This window comes from Streptomyces sp. NPDC050806, assembly GCF_055586425.1.
The window spans coordinates 1-19,648 of the sequence record NZ_JBVJIF010000010.1 but is presented as its reverse complement, the minus strand read 5'-3'; the positions used below and the strand labels follow the sequence as shown (position 1 = coordinate 19,648).

The 19,648-nt window shown below is 69.3% G+C and carries 18 protein-coding genes; 8 read left to right on the top strand and 10 right to left on the bottom strand.

What is annotated here, in order from left to right; genetic code table 11:
• Positions 1-82 precede the first annotated feature (82 nt).
• Complete coding sequence (locus ACZ6WH_RS29495; RefSeq protein WP_432859913.1) at positions 83-883, top strand: IclR family transcriptional regulator; 801 nt, start codon at positions 83-85, stop codon at positions 881-883.
• 159 nt (positions 884-1,042) lie between these two features.
• On the opposite strand, the gene ACZ6WH_RS29490 is transcribed toward ACZ6WH_RS29495, so the two are convergent.
• On the bottom strand, positions 1,043-1,363 hold the full coding sequence (locus tag ACZ6WH_RS29490; RefSeq protein WP_432859911.1) for a DUF5955 family protein: 321 nt from the start codon (positions 1,361-1,363) through the stop codon (positions 1,043-1,045).
• 396 nt (positions 1,364-1,759) lie between these two features.
• Here ACZ6WH_RS29490 and ACZ6WH_RS29485 point away from each other — a divergent pair, with 396 nt between their 5' ends.
• The 6 genes from ACZ6WH_RS29485 (at position 1,760) to ACZ6WH_RS29460 (ending at position 9,875) form a co-directional block, all read left to right on the top strand.
• Positions 1,760-2,446 carry a nucleotidyltransferase family protein gene (locus tag ACZ6WH_RS29485; RefSeq protein ID WP_469732004.1) on the top strand — a complete coding sequence of 229 codons (687 nt, stop codon included), beginning with the start codon at positions 1,760-1,762 and terminating at the stop codon, positions 2,444-2,446.
• Positions 2,447-2,672: 226 nt separating this feature from the next.
• Positions 2,673-4,292, top strand: a complete 1,620-nt coding sequence (aceB, locus tag ACZ6WH_RS29480) for a malate synthase A (RefSeq protein WP_469732002.1) — start codon at positions 2,673-2,675, stop codon at positions 4,290-4,292.
• Between the two features lie 268 nt (positions 4,293-4,560).
• Entirely contained in the window at positions 4,561-4,689 is a 129-nt protein-coding gene (locus ACZ6WH_RS29475; protein WP_469732000.1) for a DUF6408 family protein, read from the top strand.
• Positions 4,690-4,998: 309 nt separating this feature from the next.
• Positions 4,999-6,900 (top strand): DNA/RNA helicase domain-containing protein, encoded by a 1,902-nt coding sequence (locus ACZ6WH_RS29470; protein WP_469731998.1) that lies wholly within the window; start codon positions 4,999-5,001, stop codon positions 6,898-6,900.
• A gap of 100 nt (positions 6,901-7,000) precedes the next feature.
• A complete protein-coding gene (locus ACZ6WH_RS29465; RefSeq protein ID WP_469731996.1) occupies positions 7,001-8,872 on the top strand; it encodes a DNA/RNA helicase domain-containing protein in 1,872 nt (623 codons plus the stop codon).
• 145 nt (positions 8,873-9,017) lie between these two features.
• Positions 9,018-9,875, top strand: a complete 858-nt coding sequence (locus tag ACZ6WH_RS29460) for a chitosanase (RefSeq protein ID WP_432859905.1) — start codon at positions 9,018-9,020, stop codon at positions 9,873-9,875.
• A 107-nt stretch (positions 9,876-9,982) separates the two neighbouring features.
• Here the strand turns inward: ACZ6WH_RS29460 and ACZ6WH_RS29455 are convergent, their stop codons facing one another.
• From ACZ6WH_RS29455 to ACZ6WH_RS29415, 9 genes are all read right to left on the bottom strand, one after another.
• Positions 9,983-11,377 (bottom strand): nucleobase:cation symporter-2 family protein, encoded by a 1,395-nt coding sequence (locus ACZ6WH_RS29455; RefSeq protein ID WP_469731993.1) that lies wholly within the window; start codon positions 11,375-11,377, stop codon positions 9,983-9,985.
• A gap of 148 nt (positions 11,378-11,525) precedes the next feature.
• A complete protein-coding gene (locus ACZ6WH_RS29450; protein ID WP_469731991.1) occupies positions 11,526-12,956 on the bottom strand; it encodes a nucleobase:cation symporter-2 family protein in 1,431 nt (476 codons plus the stop codon).
• 352 nt (positions 12,957-13,308) lie between these two features.
• Positions 13,309-14,709, bottom strand: a complete 1,401-nt coding sequence (locus ACZ6WH_RS29445; RefSeq protein ID WP_469731989.1) for an 8-oxoguanine deaminase — start codon at positions 14,707-14,709, stop codon at positions 13,309-13,311.
• Between the two features lie 43 nt (positions 14,710-14,752).
• Positions 14,753-16,162, bottom strand: a complete 1,410-nt coding sequence (locus ACZ6WH_RS29440) for a nucleobase:cation symporter-2 family protein (protein WP_469731987.1) — start codon at positions 16,160-16,162, stop codon at positions 14,753-14,755.
• 89 nt (positions 16,163-16,251) lie between these two features.
• Positions 16,252-17,184 carry a factor-independent urate hydroxylase gene (gene pucL, locus ACZ6WH_RS29435; RefSeq protein ID WP_469731985.1) on the bottom strand — a complete coding sequence of 311 codons (933 nt, stop codon included), beginning with the start codon at positions 17,182-17,184 and terminating at the stop codon, positions 16,252-16,254.
• A 7-nt stretch (positions 17,185-17,191) separates the two neighbouring features.
• A complete protein-coding gene (uraH, locus tag ACZ6WH_RS29430) occupies positions 17,192-17,605 on the bottom strand; it encodes a hydroxyisourate hydrolase (protein WP_432859893.1) in 414 nt (137 codons plus the stop codon).
• Positions 17,602-18,114 carry a 2-oxo-4-hydroxy-4-carboxy-5-ureidoimidazoline decarboxylase gene (gene uraD / locus ACZ6WH_RS29425; protein ID WP_361568202.1) on the bottom strand — a complete coding sequence of 171 codons (513 nt, stop codon included), beginning with the start codon at positions 18,112-18,114 and terminating at the stop codon, positions 17,602-17,604. Before uraD ends, uraH begins: the two co-directional genes overlap by 4 nt.
• A gap of 177 nt (positions 18,115-18,291) precedes the next feature.
• Positions 18,292-18,672 (bottom strand): helix-turn-helix domain-containing protein, encoded by a 381-nt coding sequence (locus ACZ6WH_RS29420; RefSeq protein WP_432859891.1) that lies wholly within the window; start codon positions 18,670-18,672, stop codon positions 18,292-18,294.
• Positions 18,669-18,938: a YkoF family thiamine-binding protein gene (locus tag ACZ6WH_RS29415; RefSeq protein ID WP_432859889.1), complete on the bottom strand. Its 270-nt coding sequence runs from the start codon at positions 18,936-18,938 to the stop codon at positions 18,669-18,671. Before ACZ6WH_RS29415 ends, ACZ6WH_RS29420 begins: the two co-directional genes overlap by 4 nt.
• A gap of 135 nt (positions 18,939-19,073) precedes the next feature.
• Between ACZ6WH_RS29415 and ACZ6WH_RS29410 the strand changes: the two genes are divergently transcribed.
• Positions 19,074-19,648: TIM barrel protein (locus ACZ6WH_RS29410; protein ID WP_469731982.1), on the top strand; the 575-nt coding region annotated here is incomplete at its 3' end.

Genomic DNA, 19,648 nt, shown 5'->3' with positions numbered 1-19,648 from the left:
CGGTAGGCTGCTCCCGGTCGGACGCGGAATCCCCCTCTGCACGCGCCGGGCCCGACACCACCTGATCCGAAAGGAACGCGACGTGCCGCCGTCCAGCGCCAGCCCTTCCGACGCAGCCAAGCCCGCAGCCGCGAGCGGGGGCGTCCAGTCCCTTGAGCGCGCCTTCGACCTGCTGGAACGGATGGCAGATGCCGGCGGCGAGGTCGGCCTCAGCGAGCTGTCGGCCAGCAGCGGACTGCCGCTGCCCACCATCCACCGCCTGATGCGCACGCTGGTGGCCTGCGGCTACGTCCGGCAGCAGCCCAACCGCCGGTACGCGCTCGGCCCCCGCCTGATCCGCCTCGGCGAGAGCGCTTCTCGGCTGCTGGGCACCTGGGCCCGCCCGTACCTGGCCCGCCTGGTCGAGGAGACCGGCGAGACGGCGAACATGGCGCTGCTCGACGGCGACGAGATCGTGTACGTCGCGCAGGTGCCGTCCCGGCACGCGGTACGCATGTTCACCGAGGTCGGCCGGCGGGTGCTGCCGCACACCACGGGCGTGGGCAAGGCGCTGCTGGCGGGCCACGCGCCGGAGGAGGTCCGCGCGCTGCTCGGACGGACCGGTATGCCGGCCTCGACCGAGAAGACGATCACCGAGCCGGACGCGTTCCTGAGCGCCCTCGAAGAGGTGCGCGGGCAGGGCTTCGCCGTGGACGACAACGAGCAGGAGATCGGCGTCCGCTGCATCGCGGTGCCGGTCCCGGACTCGCCCACCGCGGCGGCCATCTCGATCTCCGGCCCGACCGGCCGGGTCACCGAGGCCGCCACGGACAAGATCGTGCCGGTCCTCCAGGAGGTCGCCCGCGAGCTGTCGGTGGCACTGGCGAACCAGACGCCGGCGTAGCGGAGCCGGGGCGGCGGCTCGCCGCGGAGACGAAGCGGACGCACGCAACAGACGTACGAGGCGGGGCGCGGGACATCAGGCCCCGCGCCCCGCCTCGTACTCACGTCGGCAGCTTCGCGCGCGCGTCGGCACTTCGTCCGTGCGTCGCCGGGAGGGCCGTCAGCTCCGCGGCATGTCGCCGAAGAGGTCGATGACCTTGCGGACCTCGGAGAGCGTCGGCGACAGCGCGCTGACCGAACCGACGGCGCCCGCGATCAGCAGCAGGCAGCGGCGGAGCCGCGGTACTTCCGGCGTGCCGCCGCTCACCATGGCGTCCAGCGCGGCCAGTTCCTCCTCGGCGACGCCCCGGTCGGGCAGCTCCGCGGGGTAGGCGGCCAGTTCACGGCGGAGCCGGGCGACGGCCACGCGCAGCGCTTCGACGCGCGGGTCGTCCGCGACCCCGGTCTCCTGCTTCGGCCGCTGCCTCTGCCATTGCTCCACAACGACGGCATCCTCCACGGCCGTTGGTTCGCATCGCACTTCATCGCCCCCTCACCCGGCCCCGCTCCATCGGGAAGCCGCGGATCAGTTAACGCCACGGTGCGCTATTCGCGCCATACGGAGAGCGAAATTCAGTTGGACCTTTCCCCGGCCGCCACATGACGCCCGACCGGCACCTCCGGCGCACGGCCCGGGCTCCGCGCCCCCGCGGCCGAGTGCGTCACGACCGTGACCGGCGCTGTTCCCGTCGCCCCCACGGGCAAATCTGTCGCAGAATCGCCGTCGCTCCCTCCGCGACTTGACTTCCGGCGGCGCGCCCGTGGTGCGCGGGGCGCGCCGGCAGGTTGCGCGCGACGCCGCGTGCTGCGATGCGCTGGGATGCGGTAAGCAGGCCCCATGACTTCCTCCGGCGCGGACGCGCACCCCACCACTCCCCCGCCCACCCCGTCCGCGGGAGCCGGCCGGCCCGCCGTCGCCGGGCTGCTGCTCGCGGCCGGGGGCGGCCGGCGGCTGGGCGGGCGGCCCAAGGCGCTGCTGGACTTCCGCGGCCGGCCGCTGGTCGAGAACGCCGCGCGGGTGCTGCGGGACGGCGGCTGCGGGCCCGTGCACATCGTGCTGGGCGCGGCGGCCGAGGAGGTCCGTGCGCGGGCCGAGCTGTCCGCGTACGCCGTCACCGAGAACCCCGACTGGGCGACGGGCATGGGCGCGTCCCTCCGCGCCGGCCTCGCCGCGCTGGCCGGTACGGGCGCGGACGCCGTCGTGGTCTCGCTGGTCGACCAGCCGGGCATCGGTTCCGCCGCGGTGGCACGGCTGGTGGCGGCGTACGAGGCGGGCGCCGACCTGGCGGCGGCGGCGTACGAGGGGCGGCGCGGGCACCCCGTGCTGTTCGGCGCGGAGCGCTGGGCGGTGGTGGCGGCGGGCGCGGCGGGCGACCGCGGCGCACGGGATTACCTCGCGGCGCACGCCGACGCCCTCACGCTCGTCGAATGCGGGGACGTGGCCGAGCCGTACGACATCGACACGCCTGCCGACCTGCCCCGACTCACCGCGGGGCACGCCGCGCACGACGGTGATGGAGCGTGACCGTGATGGCACTCAGCGCCATTCGATCACGGCATCTGTCGATCAAAAGAATCTCGACGTCAACAAACCATTGAACTTCCGCTATAAGGAAACTACTCTCCACTGGTCAGAAGCGCCCTGAACCCCAGACGGCGCCCGCGACCGTATCTCGGAGCCCTCGGCACCCAGTGCCGCCAGGGCGGCCCGGCGGCCGCAAGGCACCGCCGCTGAATTGGAGTGACAGCCCATGTCCGCACCAGCGCCGTCCCCGCTGGCCATCGTCGACGCCGAGCCCCTGGAGCGCCAGGACGAGGTCCTCACCGAGGCCGCCCTGGCCTTCGTGGCTGAGCTGCACCGCCGGTTCACCCCCCGCCGCGACGAGCTTCTGAAGCGCCGCGACGAGCGCCGCGCGGAGATCGCCCGGACCAGCACGCTGGACTTCCTCCCCGAGACCGCGCACATCCGCGCGGACGACTCCTGGAAGGTCGCCGAGGCCCCCGCGGCCCTCAACGACCGCCGCGTGGAGATCACCGGTCCCACCGACCGCAAGATGACCATCAACGCGCTCAACTCGGGCGCGAAGGTCTGGCTCGCCGACTTCGAGGACGCCTCCGCTCCCACCTGGGAGAACGTCGTCCTTGGCCAGCTCAACCTGACCGACGCCTACGAGCGCCGGATCGACTTCACCGACGCGCGCAGCGGCAAGTCGTACGCGCTGAAGCCCGCCGAGGAGCTCGCGACCGTCGTGATGCGGCCGCGCGGCTGGCACCTCGACGAGCGCCACCTCCAGCTCGACGGCAAGGCCGTGCCCGGCGCCCTCGTCGACTTCGGCCTGTACTTCTTCCACAACGCGAAGCGCCTGCTCGACCTCGGCAAGGGCCCGTACTTCTACCTGCCGAAGACCGAGTCGCACCTGGAGGCCCGCCTCTGGAACGAGATCTTCGTCTTCGCGCAGGACTACGTCGGCGTCCCGCAGGGCACCATCCGCGCCACCGTCCTCATCGAGACGATCACCGCGGCGTACGAGATGGAGGAGATCCTCTACGAGCTGCGCGACCACGCCTCCGGGCTGAACGCCGGCCGCTGGGACTACCTCTTCTCGATCGTGAAGAACTTCCGTGACGGCGGCGCCAAGTTCGTCCTGCCGGACCGCAACGCGGTGACCATGACGGCCCCGTTCATGCGCGCGTACACCGAACTCCTCGTCCGTACGTGCCACAAGCGCGGCGCGCACGCCATCGGCGGCATGGCGGCCTTCATCCCGTCCCGCCGGGACGCGGAGGTCAACAAGGTCGCCTTCGAGAAGGTCCGCGCCGACAAGGACCGCGAGGCCGGCGACGGCTTCGACGGCTCGTGGGTGGCCCACCCCGACCTGGTCCCGATCGCCATGGAGTCCTTCGACAAGGTCCTCGGCGAGAAGCCGAACCAGAAGGACCGCCTGCGCGAGGACGTCAGCGTCGCCCCCGGCGACCTGATCGCCATCGACTCCCTCGACGCGAGCCCCACCTACGACGGCCTCGTCAACGCCGTCCAGGTCGGCATCCGTTACATCGAGGCGTGGCTGCGCGGCCTCGGCGCCGTGGCCATCTTCAACCTCATGGAGGACGCGGCCACCGCCGAGATCTCCCGCTCGCAGATCTGGCAGTGGATCAACGCGGGCGTGGAGTTCGAGAACGGCCAGAAGGCCACGGCCGAGCTCGCCCGCGAGGTCGCCGCGGCCGAACTCGACGCGATCCGCAAGGAGATCGGCGAGGAGGCCTTCGCCGCCGGCAAGTGGCAGCAGGCCCACGACCTCCTCCTCCAGGTCTCCCTGGACAGCGACTACGCCGCCTTCCTCACCCTCCCGGCCTACGACCAGCTGGTCTGAAACTCGGCAGTTCCGAGCAGGCAGGCCCCGGTCCGCAATAGACCGGGGCCTGTCGGCGTGCGCCGCTCTTCCGGCGGGACAAACGGTTTGCTGTTCCCGGCCGTTCATCGGATAGGCTCCCTTTGCGCCGCGCGTCCTCCCCGGAGGTGTACGGTCGCGGACTTTCGGAGTGGTGGTCCATGAAGTCACATGGCAGTCCTCACCTCTTGAGGGCGGACTCCCGGTAGGGACCTCCCTGCCGCTCCGACTCCCTTAGGAGATGCCTGGCATGAGTCCTGTCGAGTGCACGCCCTCGCACCGCAAGTGGATCTGGGAGATCACCGTCGGCGTAGCCGCCGGGGTCGGCACGGATGCGATGCGGTACTTGGTGCACGCGGTGGCGCACGCCTTCGGCTGACGTCGAGGCGGTGGCGGGTCCCGGGGGCCCGCCACCATTCCACAGCGCAAACCGGGAAACTGTCGGCCGACGATGATCCTTTTTCGCTGCGCATATCACGACGCCGAGATACTGTAACTACCAGTCATCGCGGCCCGACGGGCTTCCCGGCCAGGACATGCCCCCACCCGCACGCAATCCGTCGTGCCTGTGGGGACCCTCTTGCTGCTCCGGAAGTCGGCTGCCGAACTCCGCCCGCTCATCGCGCCCGCGGGCCGGGAACATCTACCGCTCACGGAGCGGCTGATCACTGAGTACAAGAACTCTCACGTGCACAAGAAGGAGCCCGGCAACGGCCTGGTTGCCTCCTGGGAGAATAGCCTCCCCGATGTCATCGAAGCGCTGCTCGCCCGCAACCTCGACGGCGTCGAAGTGCTGATCGAGTACTCCACCCCGGGCATGGCGGGCGAAGCGGACGTCATCCTGGCCGGAGAACACCCGCAGACCGGGGACCTTTCCTATGTCGTCCTGGAACTCAAACAGTGGCGCAAGGCGGTGGTCTCACCGAGCAACCCGATCTCGGTGGACGCGGGGTACGACAAGCCGAAGCTCCACCCCGTGCGGCAGGTACAGCGCTACTGCGAGTACCTCGTTCAGCATCTCGCTCCTCTGCACGGAAAGCCGGAGCGGATCGCCGGCGCCGCGCTACTGCACAACGCCCGTCATGAAGTGGCCTCCCTCTTCGACCTGCCGACCAACGATCACGGGCGCCTGTACACACGGGACCGATTGGAGATGTTCGAGGCATTCCTCGCGGCCCGACTGGCGGCGGGCGTCTCCGGAAGCCGCGCCGCGGACGTCCTGTGCCAGGCGCAGGAGTACGAAGCCCCGTCGTCGAGCGAGGCATTCAGTCGCGTGGGAGGCCCGCACCCGGTCTTCGCCCTGCAGAAGGAGCAGGAGCTCGCCTTCCAGGAGGTGTATCAACGCGTTCAGGCCCGTGATACCCGGCCGGCGCACAAGAAAGTCGTCGTGATTCAGGGCGGCCCCGGGAGCGGTAAGACGGCCGTCGCGGTCGAGTTGCTCCGCGTGCTGAAACAAGAGGGCCGTCATGTTCTGCACGCCAGTGGCTCACGGTCGTTCACCTACAACCTGCGCAGCGCCGCGGTGGCCGCACGGCGGGGCATGACCAAGGCGGCTGCAGAGACACAGGCCCGCAGGGACTACCGGTTCTTCCAGCAGTTCGGTGAGTTCGAGGAGAACCAGGTCGAGGTGCTGATCTGTGACGAGGCCCATCGCGTGCGTCTCAAGTCGAGCGGCCGGGACGTCAAGCGATGGGTCAAAGAACGCGGGCTCCCCCAAGCGGACGAGCTGATACGCGCGGCGGAGGTTCCCGTCTTCCTCCTCGACGACTGGCAGTCCTTGCGGCCGGACGAGGTCGGCACGGTCAGCTACCTCAGGGAGCGGGCAGAGGCGTGTGGGTGTGACGTCGAGGTCATCGAGCTCCCCGGGATGTTCCGCGCGGAGGGCAGTGCCGCGTTCCGCGAGTGGGTGACCAAGTTGCTCAGCCTCCAGCCCACCACGGCGCCGGCATGGGTACCCGACGGCCGCATCGACGTGCGGCTGGCGGACAGCCCCGAGGAGATGGAGGAATTTCTCGCCGAACGCATCCGAGCCGACGGCGTACAGGCCCGTATGACCGCGGGATTCTGCTGGGAATGGAAAACGCCCGAGAACGGCGAGCTGCTCAAGGAAGTACGCATCGGCGATTGGCACCGCCCCTGGAACGCCAAGGAGGGCGTGAAGCTCGACGACGTCCCCGAAACCAGTCAGTGGGCGACCGACCCACGGGGCTTCGGGCAGATCGGCTGCATCTACACGGCGCAGAACTTCGAGTTCGACTGGAGTGGCGTCATCATCGGGCCGGACTTGACGTGGCACGAAGGCCGACCCGTCGTGGACCGTACGCAGACCCACGACAGCAAGCTCAGGGAGAAGAAGGTCACCGTTGACCAGGTGGACCGCTTGATCCGGCACGCCTATCACGTGTTGTTGACCCGTGCTCGCCAGGGCATCGTCATCTATTCGACGGACGAGCAGACACGTAATGCTCTCCGCAAGCTGATCACCGGAACGGTTTCCTCGCCGTCGAACCGGCGCAAGCGAAAGCGGAAGCCGCCACCCGCGACGGACGAACGAGAGTCCCCACAACAGCTCGCGATACAGTTCGACTGATCGTTACTGCGGCCCGCCGGGCTTCCGCTCCGCTCCGGCGGAATCGATGCGAACACGCCCCCACCCGCAGGCGCTGTTTCGTGCTGCCTGGGGGCTTGTTTTGCTGTTCCGTGACTCCGCTGCCGGGGTTGCCGCCGAGATCCTCGCCGGTTCCCTCGTCCCGCGTCTGACCGAGCAGTTCGTGCACGTGCACGGCTACCGGCCCGGCCCCGCCGAGTCGCGTTCCTGGGAGCGGAGCCTCCCTGTACTCACCCAGGCGCTCAATGACGCCGGCCTCGGCCAGGTGGAAATGCTGCTCGAGTTCGGTCTGCCGCTGAACAGCAAGCGGGCCGATGCACTGCTGGCCGGCGTGCACCCGACGACCGGTGAGCCGTCCTATGTCGTGGTGGAACTGAAACAGTGGAGCCAGGCACAGCCGGACGAGGAGGACCCAAGTCTGTGCTGGATCGACGCGTATGCACGCCCCGTCCTCAATCCCATTGAGCAGGTGCGCGGATACTGCTCGTACCTCGTCAATTTCAATGGGACGCTCGCCCGGAACCCCGATCGCGTGCGGGGCGTGGCCTATCTCCACAACGCGACTGATTTTGGTGCGAGCGGACTGTACGAGGCGGGCGAGGACGCCTATGGCCGGCTCTTCACGAGCGCACGCCGGGGTGAGTTCCTCGATTACCTCAGAGAGCACCTTGCTCCGCTCCCCGGAGCAGGCGCCGCCGATGAACTGCTGAGTGGAAAGGTCGGGCCTTCGCGGCAGCTCATGGCGGTCGCCGCCCAGGAAGTCCGGGAACGCGAGCAGTTCGTTCTGCTCGACGAGCAGAAAGTCGCCTACCGTTCCGTACTCGACGCCGTCCGGCGCGCCAAGGAGGCCGACCACAAGGAAGTCGTGGTCATCACGGGCGGCCCGGGCACCGGCAAGAGCGTCATCGCACTGTCCCTCCTCGGCGAGCTCTACCGGCAGGGCGTGCCGGCCCTGCACGCCACGGGTTCGAGTTCCTTCACAACGACGATGCGCAGGGTCGCGGGTGCCCGCAAGCGCGAGGTGAAGGACCTCTTCAAGTACTTCAACAGCTTCATGACCGCCGAGAAGAACGGACTCGACGTACTCATCTGCGACGAGGCGCACCGCATCCGGGAGACTTCGGCCAACCGATACACCCGTGCGGCCCTGCGTACCGGCAAGCCGCAGATCGAGGAACTGGTCGACGCGGCGCGGGTCCCGGTCTTCCTCCTCGACCAGCATCAGGTGGTACGCCCGGGAGAGATGGGCACGGTCGAGGAGATCCGGGATGCGGCCGCGGCCAAGGGGCTGCGCTGCCAGGTCGTCCCGCTGGACAGCCAGTTCCGCTGCGGAGGCAGCGACGCCTATCTGCAGTGGGTGGTTTGCCTACTCGGCCTCGAGGGCGGAGAGCCGGTCGCCTGGGAGCCGGATGGCAAGATGCGGCTGCTGGTCGCGGACACCCCGCAGGAGATGGAGGCGTTCCTCGAAGCGCAGCGTTCCCGGGGGTACGGCGCACGGATGTCCGCCGGATACTGCTGGCCCTGGACGAAGAAGATCCCCGCCGGTCAGGCTCTCCCCGCCGATGTGGTCATCGGTGAGTGGGCACGGCCGTGGAACGTGTACGGCGACCGGTCGGTGGCCGGTGCTCCCCCTGCCGCCCTCTGGGCGACCGACCCGGCGGGCTTTGAACAGGTGGGATGCGTGTACACGGCGCAGGGCTTCGAGTACGACTGGAGCGGCGTCATCATCGGCCCGGACCTGGTGTGGCGCGACGACCGCTGGATCGTCGACCGTAGCGCCTCCAAGGATCCCGCCCTCAAGCGTGCTTCGGACCAGGACATCGACCGGCTGGTCCGGAACACTTACAAAGTGTTACTGACCCGCGGCATGGTCGGGACGGTGATCCACTCGACCGACCCCGAGACGCGGGAGAAGCTGCGTTCGCTGATCTGGGACAGCGTCGGGGAGTTCTAGGCCGGCCCGCACTTCGCCTCTCCCGCACGAGCGCCCGAACTCCCCCGCTCCTGACGGGTATACGTCAACTCTCGTGTCTGGTAGGAAAGCTTCCTAACGATTGGGGAACCCCCCACGGAACTCTCCTGACTGGAGGCGATCCACCATGCGCACCCGATCGAGGACCATGGCGTTCGGCAGGCCTGCCGTCCGTGTTGCGCTCGGGCTGGCACTGCTCGCCGTGCCGGCGACGGCCGTCGCGGCGACCGGCAGCCAACCCGCCGCCCGCCACGCGGCAGCCGGGCACCGCGCCGCGGCCGGGCTCGACGACCCGGCGAAGAAGGAGATCGCCATGCAGCTGGTGTCCAGCGCGGAGAACTCCTCGCTGGACTGGAAGGCGCAGTACGGCTACATCGAGGACATCGGGGACGGCCGCGGGTACACCGGCGGCATCATCGGCTTCTGCTCCGGTACGCACGACATGCTGGAGCTGGTGGAGCTCTACACGGAGCGCAAGCCGGGGAACGTGCTCGCCGAGTATCTGCCCGCGCTGCGGGAGGTGGACGGCAGCGACTCGCACGAGGGGCTGGACCCCGGCTTCACCGATGCCTGGAAGAAGGCCGCGAAGGACGCGGACTTCCAGAAGGCGCAGAACGACGAGCGGGACCGGGTGTACTTCAACCCGGCGGTGAAGCAGGGGAAGGCCGACGGGATCGGTGTGCTCGGGCAGTTCGCGTACTACGACGCCATCGTGATGCACGGGGGCGGGGACGACGCGACCAGCTTCGGGAGCATACGGAAGAAGGCGCTGGCCAAGGCCAAGCCGCCGGCCCAGGGCGGGGACGAGAAGAAGTACCTCGGCGCCTTCCTGGACGCGCGGGTGTGGGCCATGAAGCAGGAGGAGGCGCACAGTGACACCAGCCGGGTGGACACCGCGCAGCGCGTCTTCCTGAACAAGGGGAACCTGAACCTGGACCCGCCGCTGGACTGGAAGGTGTACGGGGACCCGTTCCACATCGGGTGATCACCGGCCCGTACGGCAGCGGCCGGTGCGGCATACCGCGCACCAGCGGGCGGGGGCACCCCACGCACCCCCGCCCGCCGGAGACCTGGTGCCGGCGGTGCGGTCCGTCAGTGCGCTGCGGCCGGCTCCTCCGCCGTCGCGCGGGCGCGCTTCCCCAGGTGGTTGAAGACCAGGTTCAGGCTGACGGCCAGCAGGCAGCCGGTGGAGATGCCCGAGCCGAGGACGATCTGCGCCCAGGACGGGAACGCGTCGTAGAAGCCCTTGGAGAGGGCGGGCGCGAGGCCGGCGCCGAGGGTGACGACGACGATGAGGGCGTTGTCGCCGCGGTGCAGGTCGGCCTGGAGCAGGGTCTGGATGCCGCTGACGGCGATGGAGCCGAAGAGGAAGAGGCTGACGGCGGCCAGTACCGGCATGGGGACGACCGAGATCAGCGCGGCGGCGGCCGGGCTGAGGCCGATGAGGACGAGCAGGCCGCCGCTCAGGGCCACCACGAAGCGGCTGCGGACATTGGAGATCACGACCAGGCCGATGTTCTGCGCGAAGGCGCTCGCGTGGAAGGCGTTGAAGAGCGGGCTGAGCGCGGAGCCGAGGCTGTCGGCGCGCAGGCCGCGGGCGATGGTCTTCTCGTCGACCTCCTTGTCCACGATCCTGCCCAGGGCGATCATGTCGGCGGTCGACTCGGTGAGGATCACCAGCATGACCACGCACATCGAGACGATCGCGGGCAGCGAGAACTGCGGGGCTCCGAAGTGCAGCGGGGCCGGGACGCCGAACAGTGCGGCGTCACCCAGCTTCGAGAAGTCGGCGAGACCCATCGGGATCGCCAGCAGGGTGCCGAAGAGCATCGCGAAGAGCATGCTGATCTGCTTGAGGAAGCCGCGCGTGAAGCGCTGGAGGAGCAGCATCATCACGATCGTCGCCGCCGCCAGGGCGATGTTCTTCGGGTCCGGGGTGCCGGACGGCGCGCCGTCCACGATCCACTCGTAGGCCACCGGGATCAGCGAGACGCCGATGAGGAGGATCACCGAGCCGGTGACGACCGGCGGGAAGAAGCGTACGAGGCGGGAGAAGTACGAGCTGACCAGGAAGCCGAAGAGGCTGGAGACGATGATCGCGCCGAAGACGACGGGCATCCCCGCCCGCACCCCGCCCTGGGTGGTCAGGATCGTCAGCATGACGCCGACGCCCGCGAAGGAGACACCGTTGACGAACGGCAGGCGGGAGCCGATGAAGTTGCCGATGCCGAGCGTCTGCAGGAGCGTCGCGATGCCCGCCATCAGGAGGCTGCCGCCCATGAGGACGGCGGTGTCGGCGGCGGACATCTTGGCTGCGACCGCGACGACGAGCGGTACGGAGACGGCGCCGGCGTACATCGAGGCGACGTGCTGGAGGCTCGCGACGAGCATGCGGCCCGCCGGCAGCACCTCGTCGACGGGGTGAACCGCGGCGGTGCCGCTCGCGGGTGGTGCGGGGGCGTCGGACGGGACGCGGGCAGAACTCATGGGTGGCGCTTCTTCCGTCTCGTACGGGATGCGGCCGGCGCCGCCCCTGGTCTCCATGGGCGTACGGCAGGCGTACGGGGAGCCCAGGGCGGGCCGGCCTCAAGACTGGAAAGTAACTTCCGTCTGCGCTGGGCGGGACGACGTTACGTCAGTGCACCCCGGCAGCGGAAGACCCTTCTGCCGGTCGCTGCGACGGAATTCCATCTTCCAGAAGTCCCGCCGATGCCTCCTGTTCACCTTCACGGCCTGCGCGAAGGTGGTTGAAGAGCAGATTGAGGATGATCGCGACAAGACAGCCGGTGGAGATCCCGGAGTCCAGCACCACCAGCAGGTCCTTCGGGAAGTTGTGGTAGAAGTCGGGCGCCGCGATCGGTATCAGGCCGATCCCGACGGCCGCCGCCACTATCAGCGCGTTCTCGCCCTTCTCCAGGGCCGCCGTGGACAGGGTCTGGATGCCGCTGGCGGCGACCGAGCCGAAGAGCACGATGCCCGCGCCGCCCAGCACCGGCAGCGGCACGAGGGAGATGACGGACGCCGCGATCGGACAGAGGCCGAGGACGATCAGGATCAGGCCGCCGGTGGCGACGACGAAGCGGCTCCGTACCTTGGTCATCGCGACCAGCCCGATGTTCTGCGCGAACGCGCTGTTGGCGAAGCCGTTGAAGAGCGGGCTGATCGCCGTGCCGAGGGTGTCGGCGCGCAGGCCGCCCTCGATGGTGCGCTCGTCGGCGGGCCGCCCGACGATCTTCCCGAGCGCCAGCATGTCGGCGGTCGACTCGGTCATGCAGACCAGCATCACGATGCACATCGAGATGATCGCGGCGATGTCGAACTGCGGGGCGCCGAAGTGGAAGGGCGTCGGGAAGCCGATGACGTCGGCCTTGGTGATCACACTGAAGTCGGTGATGCCGACGGGTATCGCGATCAGGGTGCCGGCGATCAGGCCGAGCAGGATGGATATCTGCTGGAGGAAGCCGCGCAGGGTGCGCCGCAGTACCAGCACGATCACGAACGTCAGCGCCGCCATGCCGATATTGGTCAGCGAACCGTAGTCCGGCGCGGCCGCGTCGCCGCCCTGGGACCAGTTGAAGGCCACCGGGAGGAGCGAGACACCGATCAGGGTGATGACGGTGCCGGTGACGACCGGCGGGAAGAAGCGGACCAGCTTGGAGAAGTACGGGGCGAGGACGAAGCCCAGTACACCGGCGACGATCACCGCGCCGAAGATGATCGGCAGGGCGTTCTCGGGGCTCTGCGCCTTGCCGATGGCGACCATCGGGGTGACGCCGGCGAACGAGACGCCGTTGACGAACGGGAGCTTGGCGCCGACCTTCCAGAAGCCGAGCGTCTGCAACAGGGTCGCGATGCCGGCGGTGAAGAGGCTGGCGCCCATGAGGAACGCCGTCTCGGTCGCGCTCAGCCCGCAGGCCGGCCCGACGATCATCGGCGGGGCCACCACACCCGCGTACATAGCGGCCACGTGCTGCAGACCACTGGTGAACATTCTGAAGGGCGGAAGGGTTTCGTCGACCGGGTGTTTCCGGTCCCCCTCCACGTGCTGCCCGGGAGTTGCGGCCACTGCGGGCCTCCTTCGATTTCTGTACCACCGGGCCGGTGGTACGAGCCTGTCACGGAGGGCTTGCCAGGTGATGCCGTGCGAATGCGGGTGCAGGTGCGGCTGCGAGTGGGCGCTCTTGGCGCGCGAGGGGGGTTGTGCGTGGTGACACGGGCGGTGCGGGGCGGGAAGTGCGTGGGTGACGCGATGTGGGGGTGGAACCGGCCCGGGGACGCGGGTGGTGCCCGCGTCCCCGGGTACGGCGCTTGTGGATCCCGCTCGGATCCACAAGCTCAGCCGGGGGCCGTCCCCCCCGGCCGAGTCTTCAGGTGTGCCGTACGGGCCGTGCCGTACGGGTTCTTCGTGCCGCCGGGGGTCAGCCCCCGGCGGCGATGCGGGCCAGCCGCTGCGACTCGCTCCGCGCGCTGCGCGCGACGGCGTCCTCGTCGACGGTGGTGAGGCGGTTGTCCTCCACCACCGGCTTGCCGTTGACGAGCGAGAGGGTCACCGGGGCCGCCGCGCCGAAGACCAGCGCGGTGACCGGGTCGGCGATGGTGGAGTGGCCGATGCCGTCCAGCTTCCACAGCACCAGGTCGGCGAGCTTGCCCGCCTCGACCGAGCCGATCTGCGCCGCCCGGCCGAGCACCCGCGCGCCGCCGAACGTGCCCAGGCGCAGCGCCTGACGGGCGTTCAGGGCGGCCTCGCGGTGCGGGCCGAGGCGGTTGATCAGCAGGGCGTTGCGCAGTTCGGTGTGCAGCTCACCGGACTCGTTGGAGGCGGTGCCGTCCACGCCGAGGCCGACCGGGACGCCGGCCGCGAGCATGTCCGGTACGCGGGCGATGCCGGCCGCGAGCCGGGCGTTGGACGACGGGCAGTGGGCGACGCCGGTGCCGGTGCGGGCGAAGGCGTCGATGTCGGAGTCGTTCATGTGGACGCAGTGCGCCATCCACACGTCCTCGCCGAGCCAGCCGGTGGACTCGAAGTAGTCGGTCGGGCCCATGCCGAACAGCTCGTGGCAGAACTTCTCCTCCTCCACGGTCTCGCTGCCGTGGGTGTGGAGGCGTACGCCCTTGCGGCGGGCCAGCTCCGCGCCCTGCCGCAGCAGGTCGGTGGAGACGGAGAACGGCGAGCAGGGCGCGACGGCTACCTGCGTCATCGCGTCGAAGGAAGCGTCGTGGTGCCGGTCGATGGTCTCCTCGGTGGCCGTGAGCGCGCCCTCCAGGGACTCCACCGCGAAGTCCGGCGGCAGCCCGCCGTCGGACTCGCCGCGGTCCATCGAGCCGCGCGCGAGCGTGAACCGTACGCCCATGTCGGACGCGGCCTTGATGATGGCGCCCGACAGGTCGCCGGAGCCGCGCGGGTAGACGTAGTGGTGGTCCATGGCGGTGGTGACGCCGCCGCGGGCCATCATGGCCAGCGAGCCCTGTGCGGCCGCGGCCGCCATCGGCTCGTCGATACGGGCCCAGGTCGGGTACAGCGCAACCAGCCAGTTGAACAGGTTGTGATCGGTCGCGAGACCCCGGGTGATCCACTGGTAGAAGTGGTGATGGGTGTTGACCAGGCCCGGGGTGAGCAGGTGGCCGGTGCCGTCGATGCGGCGGACGACACCGTCCAGGCCCTCGGGCGCGGGTCCCGCGCCCACCGACTCGATCCGGTTGCCGGCGACGACGACATGCCCCGAGGCGTACTCGGTGTCGTCGGCGTCGACGGTCGCGATCGCGCAGTTCTCGATGATGATGCGCGCGACCGCGCTGTCAGGGGATGCCGATGCTGCCATGGCGGTTCCTTCGTTCTCTGGCGGTTTTGGGCACGGCATGGCCCTACGGGATTTGAGTGCCGGAGCCGGGCGATGCAGCTGACAGTACTGCCGCCCGTGTGGTGCTCCGGGTGCCGAGATGATGGAAGAACAGGTTGAGCAGGACCGCGACGAGCGCGCCGGCGCTGATGCCGGAGCCGAGGACGGTCTGTGCCCAGGCGGGGAAGTCCGCGTAGAAGGTCGGCGCGGCGAGCGGGATGATTCCGGCGCCGAGCGACACGGCCACGAGGATGATGTTGGAGCTGTCGTCCAGGCCGGCCTCGGAGAGCGTACGGATGCCGCTGACCGCTATGGAGCCGAAGAGGACGATGCCGGCACCGCCGAGGACGGGCATCGGTACGAGGCTGACGACCGCGCCGAGGACGGGGAAGGCACCGAGGACGATGAGGGCGCCGCCCGCGACGGCGACGACGTAGCGGCTGCGTACCTTCGTGAGCGACACGACGCCGACGTTCTGGGCGAAGGCGCTGGTGGGGAAGCCGCCGAAGATCGGTCCGATGAGCGTGGCGATGCCGTCCGTGCGCAGGCCGCGGGTGATGGTCCGGCCGGTGCACTCGCGGTCGCAGATCTCGCCGAGGGCCAGCATGCCGGCCGAGGACTCGGTCATCAGGACGAGCATGACGATGCACAGCGAGAGGATCGCGGCGGGCTGGAACTCCGGCGGGCCGAAGGCGAAGGGCGTGGGCAGCGCGGCGACGGGCGCCTCGCGGATCGAGGAGAAGTCCGCCAGGCCGAAGGGGATCGCGGCGAGGGTGCCGATGACCAGGCCGAGGAGGAGCGCGATCTGCTTGATGAAGCCCTGGAAGAAGCGCTGGATGAGCAGGATGACGACGAGCGTGAAGCCGGCCAGGGCCAGGTACTTCATGTCGCCGTGGTCGGCGGCGTGGGCGTCGCCGCCCTGGGCCCAGCCGACCGGTACGGGCATCAGCGTCACGCCGATGAGTGTGATCACGACACCGGTCACCAGCGGCGGGAAGAACCTCAGCAGCTTGCCGAAGAAGGGACCCACTGCCAGGCAGAAGACGCCTGCGACCATGACAGCGCCGTAGATCGCGGGCAGTTGGTGCCCTTTGGCGCTGGTCTCGGCGATGGCGAGCATGGGGGTGATGCCGGCCGAGGAGGCGGCGTTCACGAACGGCAGCCGGTTTCCGGCGAACCGGCCGAGGCCGATGGTCTGCAGGAGCGTGGCGAGACCGGCGATGAGGAGACTCGCGGCGATCAGCCGGGTCTGCTGGGCCGAGTCCAGGTGGGCTGCCTGGCCGATGATGAGCGGAGGGGTGACCACGCCGGCGTACATGGCGGCGATGTGCTGCAGAGCGGCGGGGACGAGCCGCTTGGGACCCAGCTTCTCGTCCACCGGGTGGACGGGAACGGGCGGTACGGGGTGTTTCTCTACGTGCGATTGCTGTGCCATGGGTCGTTCCCCTCAGGTTTCGCGGCCCCCTCCCGCCGTGCGGGTGAACGGGAGGGGGAAACGAGGCACTTCGCGGCGTGGGAGAGCCGTCAGAGGTTGGTCATGTCCACCGGGATGCGTGCGTCGACACCGTCGCGCAGGATGGTGGCTTCGATGAGCCCGTAGGGGCGGTCCGCCGCGTAGTAGACGGCCCCGTCCTTGGCCTCGTTGTCGAGACCGAAGGGGGACAGGTCCTGGCGGAAGTGGTGCTTGTTCGGGGCCGAGAAGCGGATCTCGTCTATCTCGCTGCGGTTGTTGATGACCCGCGAACCCATTTGGTACAGCGTCTGCTGCAGGGAGAGCGAGTAGGTCTCGACGAAGGCCTGGAGGATGTGCTTCTTGGCCTGGTCGTAGGACCGCTCCCAGTTGGGCATCCGCTCGTCGTCGGACGTCCAGTTGTGGCGCCACCAGGTGGACAGCGACGTCGCGAGGATACGGTCGTAGTCCTCCTTGAGCGTCGTGTACTCGTCCTTGATGTAGCCCCAGAACTCGGAGTTCGTGGAGTTCATGACCGTGAGGTCCTTGAGGCCCGAGAGGACCTCGAACTTCTCACCGTCGTACGTGACCTGCGCGAGGCGGGTCTCCTGGCCCTTGCGGACGAAGGAGTGCTTCACCTCGTCGGCGCCGATGAACTTGGAGTTGGCGTCGGAGCCGGCGATGCGCTCCCAGGCGTACTCCTCGACACGGATGCGCGCCCGGTGGATGGACGGCTGGCTGTCGACGAAGTGCCGGGCGAGGTGGATCGCGTACTGCTCGGCGGACTCGATGCCGTATTCCTTGGCGAACGCGAAGCAGGTGTTCTTCGTCGTGTCCGTCGGCAGGCAGTTGGCGTTGGACCCGGAGAGGTGGACCTCCTCCAGGTCGCCGGAGAGGGCGACGGAGACGTTGAGGTCCTTGATGTGGTGGGTGTCGCCGTCCCGGGTGATCTTGACGACCCGGTTTTCCGCCTTGCCGTACTGGTTCTGGCCGAGAATCGTGGGCATGTCGGTGCTAGCTCCCTCGGTATACGGAGTAGCCGAACGGGTTGAGCAGCAGCGGTACGTGGTAGTGCTCGCCCGGCTTGACGGCAAAGGTGATTGCCACCTCCGGGAAGAAGGCTCCGCTGTCCCGTAGCGCGGGGGCGTCCTGCTGTTCCTCGGCTTGCGATGTGGAACGGTGCTCATTGACGAAGTACGCCTCGGTCTCGAAGTCGAGGCGCACGTGGGTGGTGCCGCCCGGCAGCGCCGGCAGGTCCTTGCAGCGCCCGTCCGCATCGGTCTTGGACGCGCCGTGCGCGGTCCACGACCCGTCGCTGCCGGAGCGCACCGAGAGCGTGAGGGCCACGCCCTCTGCGGGGCGGCCGACGCTGGTGTCCAGGATGTGCGTGGACACCGACGTGTGAGCGGCAGCCGTGTCGCTGCTCATGCTGCGTCTCCTTCTGCGAGGCGGGTCAGGCGAATGCGGTTGATCTTGACGAGCTCCCCACGCACGATCTCTCGTTCGTGTTCCGGCGCGTTGTCGATCCGGTTACGGACGGCGTCCCGCATCTGCTCGGCGGTCAGGCCGGTGGCGCAGATGAGGAAGACGTGCCCGAAGCGGTCCTGGTAGGCCAGGTTCAGTTCGAGCATCTCGGCCTTGAGCTCTTCGGAAGCCCCCGCCATCCCGCGCTGTTCGCGGGATGAGGTGGGGTCCCCCGGCTTGGGGCGGCCGATCGGCGGGTGCCCCGCCATCGCCTCCGCCAGGTCCTCCGCGGTCAGCTCGGCCATGGCGGCGTCGCTGGCGGCGAAGAGGGCGTCGGTGTCGGCGTACGGGCGCTGCGCGAGGATCTTGCTCCCCCACGCCTCGCTGGCACACACCTCGTGCAGCGCGGCCTGGGCCTCGCTGACGTCGGCGGCATTGAACCGGGAAAGCCCCGGAGTCGGACTCGAAGACACGGGAAGCCTCCGTGGCTGCGTCGTGCTGTGCGTTGAACGGGCTGGCCATAGCTAAGTCCCCCGGCAACACCACGTCAACACTTTGTTGAAAACTCGGCGACACAAAAGCCGCCGCTCCGGAAACCCGGAGCGACGGCTTGTGACGGTTTGCAGTTTTGTAAGCGAGCGGTAACCCCGTCAGCTCTCGCTCTTCGCCGCGTTCTCCCTGTTCAGGTAGTTGTAGACGGTGAAGCGGCTGACGCCGAGCGCGCCCGCGACGGTCTCCACGCCGTGCCGCACGGAGAAGGCGCCGCGGGTCTCCAGGATGCGCACGACCGACTGCTTGGTCTTGCGGTCCAGCTCCGCGAGCGGGCAGCCGTGCCGGCGCTCCAGATCCGCGAGCAGGTGATCGAGGGAGTCGGAGAGGTGCGGCAGCCGCACGGCGACCCGGTCGGCGCCCTCCCAGTTCAGTACGACGTCGTCACCCTGCGCCAGCTCGGGCGCGACCATCTCCCCGCCCATCGCGTCCACCAGCGGCTTCACCGCCTGGACGAACGGGTGGTCGGCAGGCCCGGTCACCGCTCCGCCTCCCCGTGCCCATCGCCGTCGCGGACCACGTTGACCTGGAGCGAGACGCGGGTGGCACCGGCCGCCAGGGACTGCCGGAGCAGTGCGTCGACCGCGGTGAGCACCCGCTCCGCCTCACCCTCGGCGGTGTTGCCGAAGGGGCCCACGTCGACGGCGTCCAGCTCGGCGCCCGTGACCACCTCGCGGGCCACCACGGCGTGGTCCGGAGCCTCGTCGAGGTCGAACGGTTCCGTTGTGAACTCAACTCTCAATCGCACACCGTCAACCTACTGCCGACCTCGGGCCGGCCACCACAATCGGCCGCCGGGGACCCCTTGACAGCTTTCGGCCCCGCGGGCAGTCTTCCAATAAGCAGAAAGAAAGTTTCGCAATACGGAAGGCGCTTACCCCGCATGGGCTTCACCGACACGCGCTTCGACGTCAATCTGTCGATTCTCTTCACCGAGCTGCCGCTGCTGGAGCGGCCCGCCGCCGCGGCTGCCGCCGGGTTCACGGCGGTCGAGCTGTGGTGGCCGTGGGTCGACGCGCCGGTGCCCGCGCAGTACGAGCTGGACGCGCTGCGGGACGCGCTCAACGACGCCGGTACCCAGCTGGTCGGGCTGAACTTCTACGCCGGGCAGCTCCCCGGCCCCGACCGCGGCGCGCTCTCCCTGCCCGGCGAGGAGTCGGAGAAGTTCCGCGCCAACGTGCCCGTCGCGGTGGAGTTCGCCCGCACGATGGGCTGCACGGCGCTCAACGCGCTCTACGGCAACCGTATCGAGGGCGTCGACCCGGACCTCCAGGACGAGGTGGCCCTCGCCAACCTCACCCTGGCCGCCCGGGCCGCCGACTCCATCGGCGCGACGCTGCTGATCGAAGCGCTGAACCAGCCCGAGTCGCCGCTCTGCCCGATCGTCTCGGCGCCCAAGGCGATCGAGATCGTCGACAAGGTCAACGCGGCTACGGGCCTGGGCAACGCCAAGTTCCT

Coding starts and splice junctions, on each gene's coding strand:
- ACZ6WH_RS29485 (WP_469732004.1), top strand. CDS start 1,760: ATGACTTCCTCCGGCGCGGACGCGCACCCCACCACTCCCCCGCCCACC.
- aceB (WP_469732002.1), top strand. CDS start 2,673: ATGTCCGCACCAGCGCCGTCCCCGCTGGCCATCGTCGACGCCGAGCCC.
- ACZ6WH_RS29475 (WP_469732000.1), top strand. CDS start 4,561: ATGAGTCCTGTCGAGTGCACGCCCTCGCACCGCAAGTGGATCTGGGAG.
- ACZ6WH_RS29460 (WP_432859905.1), top strand. CDS start 9,018: ATGCGCACCCGATCGAGGACCATGGCGTTCGGCAGGCCTGCCGTCCGT.
- ACZ6WH_RS29455 (WP_469731993.1), bottom strand. CDS start 11,377: ATGAGTTCTGCCCGCGTCCCGTCCGACGCCCCCGCACCACCCGCGAGC.
- ACZ6WH_RS29445 (WP_469731989.1), bottom strand. CDS start 14,709: ATGGCAGCATCGGCATCCCCTGACAGCGCGGTCGCGCGCATCATCATC.
- ACZ6WH_RS29440 (WP_469731987.1), bottom strand. CDS start 16,162: ATGGCACAGCAATCGCACGTAGAGAAACACCCCGTACCGCCCGTTCCC.
- pucL (WP_469731985.1), bottom strand. CDS start 17,184: ATGCCCACGATTCTCGGCCAGAACCAGTACGGCAAGGCGGAAAACCGG.
- uraH (WP_432859893.1), bottom strand. CDS start 17,605: ATGAGCAGCGACACGGCTGCCGCTCACACGTCGGTGTCCACGCACATC.